The organism is Flavobacterium rhizophilum (assembly GCF_046000485.1).
Classification (GTDB): Bacteria; Bacteroidota; Bacteroidia; order Flavobacteriales; family Flavobacteriaceae; genus Flavobacterium; species Flavobacterium rhizophilum.
The window spans coordinates 1-544 of record NZ_JBELQB010000061.1; the positions used below are offsets into that span (position 1 = coordinate 1).

2 protein-coding genes are annotated in these 544 nt (G+C 38.8%); both read right to left on the bottom strand.

Going from position 1 to position 544, the window contains the following annotated elements:
• Positions 1–82 (bottom strand): GDP-mannose 4,6-dehydratase (locus ABS768_RS17745; protein WP_408076265.1); only part of this gene is annotated, 82 nt, incomplete at its 3' end.
• Positions 83–110: 28 nt separating this feature from the next.
• Positions 111–544, bottom strand: a 434-nt coding sequence (locus ABS768_RS17750) for an NAD-dependent epimerase/dehydratase family protein (RefSeq protein WP_408076264.1), incomplete at its 5' end; no start/stop codon positions are given.

A 544-nucleotide genomic window follows, 5' to 3' on the forward strand; every position in this document is an offset into this window, starting at 1 on the left:
CTTCATAACCTTTTTCTAGTAAAAGTTCTGCAAGATAAGATCCGTCCTGTCCAGTGATTCCGGTAATTAGAGCTATTTTCATACTTAAGTTCTCGGTTTGTTTCTTGTACTTATATCGTTACTTTTTTAACACTCTCAATATTATCCTTAAACCATTGATATGTTTTTTCAATACCTTCCTGCAAACCAACCCTGTGCTTCCAGCCCAATTCATGCATCTTACTTACATCCATAAGCTTTCTCGGGGTTCCATCAGGTTTGCTGCTATCCCACACAATTTCTCCTGTATGCCCTACAATTGACTGGATAGTTTCAGCAAGCTCTTTTATGGTTAAATCTTCTCCTGTACCAACATTATATAAAAAATCCGGAAGTTTATTTTCTACAGCAAAAACAACCGCCTCCGCCATATCATCTACAAACAGAAACTCCCGCATTGGCGTACCGCTTCCCCATAAAGCTACCGGAGTATTCCCGTTTTCTTTTGCTTCATGAAATTTACGCATCATAGCTGGTAATACATGCGATGTATTCAGGTCAAAGT